Below are 3,906 nucleotides of genomic sequence, written 5' to 3'. Positions count from 1 at the left end.
GCCCGACCGCTCCCTGAGCTACGCAACGGTTGTTTGCCTTGGTCGGATGCGGGCGGCGGCGGGCGGTTTGTTGCTATGATACGGAAGTTCCGATATACAAGGTTGGACATTTATGCCCGACATTTTTTGTTTTGTTGTCAATTTGCCGGACATAAATTCCCGACCTGCGTGCCTAAAAAGCAGCCTGAAAGTGCCGTTGCAGCTTTCAGGCTGTTTTTTAGGATTTACGCGGAATGGCAAAGGCAGCCTGAAAACCTTAATCGACCTTTCAGACGGCCTTTTATTCAAACAAGTGCACCAACGACACCAAGCTCGCTTGTATGGCAGCCGTGTTTGTCGGGCATAAATACTCGACCTACGTGTCAATCAGTCTTTCAGGCTGTTTTTCGCTGTTCTCAGGCAGCCTGAAACCCCAAACCACGCTTTCAGGCTGCCTTTGCCGCGCTTACTGTACCGCCAGCACCGCGCAGTTGCACAAATCGTCGCTTTCAAAGGCGGTAATGTCGCCCGCTTTCAGGCTGGGTACGGGGAACAAGCGCACGGTGAGCGGTTTGTTCAGGCGGAAGGCCATGGTGCCGGTGTCACGCATCAGCGCGGTGATGCGGTCGGCGGGGGTGTCGCCGGGGATGGGAACGGTGTCCAGCCCGATGCCGCAGACGCTGCTGTATGTGAGCAAGGCGCGCAGATCAAAGGTGGGGATTTGACTGGCTTGGGCGAGGCCGCTGTCTTCGGTTACCGCCAGCATCAGCCCCGAGAAGCCGATGGCGCGGACGTTTTCCAGCGTTTTGAACACGCGGGTGAGCAGGGCGGAGGCTTCGATGCTGCCTGCCGCGCCAAAGTGCGGTACGCGCAGCAGACGGTAGATTTCCGCCATCGAGGTGCAGTTTTTTGACGGTGCGGCGGAGGTGTCCATGCCCGCATAGCGCCAGCCGCCGTCCAATACGGTGGCGGCAATGATTTCCTGCACGCGGTCGGCGTGGTATTGCAGGGCTTGGCGCATGGCGGTGTAGGCAGCCTGAAGAAAGGCGGACTGGTCGGCAGGCGGGTTTAAGGCGCGCAGTGCGGCGGCGAGCAGGTCGGGCGTTTCCAAGCCGACAACGATGCAGTCGCCCTGTGCGCCGCGGTGGTAGCCGGCGGGGAAGTAGGGGATCAGCGGGGCGCAGTTGAAATTGACGGTGAAGTTGAAATTGCCTTCGCCGCGCGGGGTGATGCGGGCGATTTCTTGCACGGCGGCGGTGCAGCGCTCGATTTGGGCGTGTTCGGGGATGCCGTTTTCGTCGGCGGCGATGTTGACGCAGGCATTGCTCAAATCGCCGTAGTCGCGGATTAACTCGGGCAGCAGGGCGATTTCTTCGGCGCTGCGGGCTTCGCCGATGGCAAAGCGGATGCGCAGCCCGTTTTGGTTGAGACTGCCGAGAATGTCGCGGATGCGTGCCAAGCCTTGTTTGGCCGCAGCGGGGCTGCTGGTGTCCAGATATTCGCCGAAGGGGTTGGCGACGATGCGCACGGATTGGACGGTGTAGCCTTCCTGCGCGAAGGCGGCGGCCAGACGGTCGCACTGGTGCTTGGCGGCGGCGAGGGTGTCCGCCCAAGTGTTTTGCGCGGGCGACAGGGTGGCAAAGGCGGTAATGGCGCGGATGCGGCAGAGCGCGGGGGAAGTGAGCGGCATGGGAGTTCCTTTGGGTTTGGGTGTGTGATAGGCCGTCTGAAAACATCTTTTCAGACGGCCTTTGTGCTTCGCTGCTTACGCTTGTTTCACCGCTGCGGCTACTTTGGCGGCGGCTTCATCCAGCGCGATGCTTTGCGCTTGGCTGTCGGTGCGGCGGGCGTATTCGACTTGGCCTTCTTTCAAGCCCCGATCGCCGATGACGAGGCGGTGGGGGATGCCTAAAAGCTCGCTGTCGTTGAGCAGTACGCCGGCGCGCTCGTCTCTATCGTCCAGCAATACGTCCACGCCTGCGGCTTGCAATTCGGCGTAAAGGCGGTCGGCGGCTTCGCGCACGGCGTCGGATTTTTTGTAGTTCATCGGCACGATCACGGCTTGGAAGGGTGCCATGGCGTCGGTCCAGATGATGCCGCGCTCGTCGTTGTTTTGCTCGATGGCGGCGGCAACGATGCGGGTGATGCCGATGCCGTAGCAGCCCATTTCCATGATTTGCGCTTTGCCGTTGTTGTCGAGGAAGCTGGCGTTCATGGCGGCGGAGTATTTGTCGCGCAATTGGAAAACGTGGCCGACTTCGATGCCGCGCGCGAGTTTCAGACGGCCTTGTCCGTCGGGGCTCTCGTCACCCTCAACCACGTTGCGCAAATCGGCAAATTCGGGCTCGGCGGCGTCGCGGCCGAAGTTGAAACCGGTGTAGTGCCAGCCGTTGTCGTTCGCGCCGATGACCCAGTCTGCGCCTTTTTCTACGGCGAAATCGGTGTAAACCTTACCTTTAAAGCCCACGGGGCCGAGCGAGCCGCCGTCGGCGCCGAATTGGGCGCGGATAAGTTCGGGCGCGGCCATCGTCAGCGGGGCTTTTACGCCGGCGAGTTTTTCGGCTTTGATGTCGTTGAACTCGTGGTCGCCACGCAACAGCAGCAACACGATTTCGCCCTCGTCTTCGCCCTCCACCACGATGGATTTGAGTGTCTGTTCGACGGGAATATTGAGAAACTCAACCAGAGACGCGATGGTTTTGACGTCGGGGGTGTGGACTTTTTCCAGCGTTTTTTCAGGCTGCTTTCTGTCGCCGCTCAGGCGCAGGGTGGGCGCTAATTCAATATTGGCGGCGTAGTCGGAGCTGTCGCTGTATGCGATTACGTCTTCGCCGCTGTCGGCCAGCACTTGAAACTCGTGCGAGCCGGTGCCGCCGATGCTGCCGGTGTCGGCGGCGACGGGGCGGTAGTTCAGCCCCAGACGGTCGAAGATGCGGCAGTAGGCGTCGTACATCGGCTGGTAGCCGTCGCGCACCAGCGATTCGTAGTCGGCGTGGAAGGAGTAGGCGTCTTTCATCACAAATTCGCGCGCGCGCATCACGCCGAAACGCGGGCGCACTTCGTCGCGGAATTTGGTTTGGATGTGGTAGAAGTTTTTGGGAAGCTGCTTGTAGCTGGTGATTTCTTTGCGCACGATGTCGGTAATGACTTCTTCGCAGGTCGGCCCCATGCAGAAATCGCGCTCGTGGCGGTCTTTCAGGCGCAAGAGTTCCTTGCCGTAAAACTCCCAGCGGCCGGATTCCTGCCACAACTCGGCAGGCTGCACCACGGGCATCAGCAATTCGACGCTGCCGGCGCGGTTCATCTCTTCGCGCACGATGTTTTCAACTTTGCGCAACACGCGCAGACCCATCGGCATCCAGGTGTACAAACCGGAGGCGTTGGCTTTGATCAAACCCGCGCGAATCATCAGCTTGTGGCTGGCCAGGGCGGCTTCGGCGGGGGCTTCTTTTAAAGTAGAAATGAAAAATTGGCTGGCTTTCATGGCATTGTTCTTCTTTGTAAAAAACGAGGTCGCATTGTACCGCGAAACCGTTTTCCTGCGTTTATGCCCCGAACAGGAGGCGGGACAGCTCAGGCCGTCTGAAAAGGACGCGGCGGGCTTGTCAATCTCTGTTTATGCACAATTTCACACCGGTTTGTTTTCTCTGGAAATTTAGTACGCCGTTCTAAACCGCCTAACAGCGCAATGTATAATTCATTGATTTTTATATGTTTTGATTTTGAATATTTTTTAGGCAGTTTAAGCGGCCGGTTGCCGCGATAGGGATTTTTCCGTTTACCCGCAAGTTGTACACAGATTTATCCACAGAGATTGTGGGTAAAGGCGTAAGTAACAAATTTACTGCCCAAAACCCCCGCAAGCCTTATGCTACAAGACTTTAAGCGGAGTCAAAACCTTTGAACACAAAAAATGCCCTTTTTGCG

2 protein-coding genes are annotated in these 3,906 nt (G+C 58.3%); both read right to left on the bottom strand.

Annotated features, from left to right (window positions below; all coding sequences use genetic code 11):
* Positions 1-445: 445 nt before the first annotated feature.
* Positions 446-1,669: a DUF711 family protein gene (locus tag ACLD9W_RS12155; protein WP_410842255.1), complete on the bottom strand. Its 1,224-nt coding sequence runs from the start codon at positions 1,667-1,669 to the stop codon at positions 446-448.
* Positions 1,670-1,744: 75 nt separating this feature from the next.
* Positions 1,745-3,463, bottom strand: coding sequence for a proline--tRNA ligase (locus ACLD9W_RS12150; protein WP_410842254.1), 1,719 nt, complete (start codon positions 3,461-3,463; stop codon positions 1,745-1,747).
* Positions 3,464-3,906 lie beyond the last annotated feature (443 nt).

This window comes from Neisseria sp. WLZKY-1 (genome assembly GCF_046546535.1).
Lineage (GTDB): Bacteria > Pseudomonadota > Gammaproteobacteria > Burkholderiales > Neisseriaceae > Neisseria.
The sequence above is the reverse complement of the archived record's forward strand: the minus strand, read 5'-3'. Positions and strand labels throughout refer to the sequence as shown.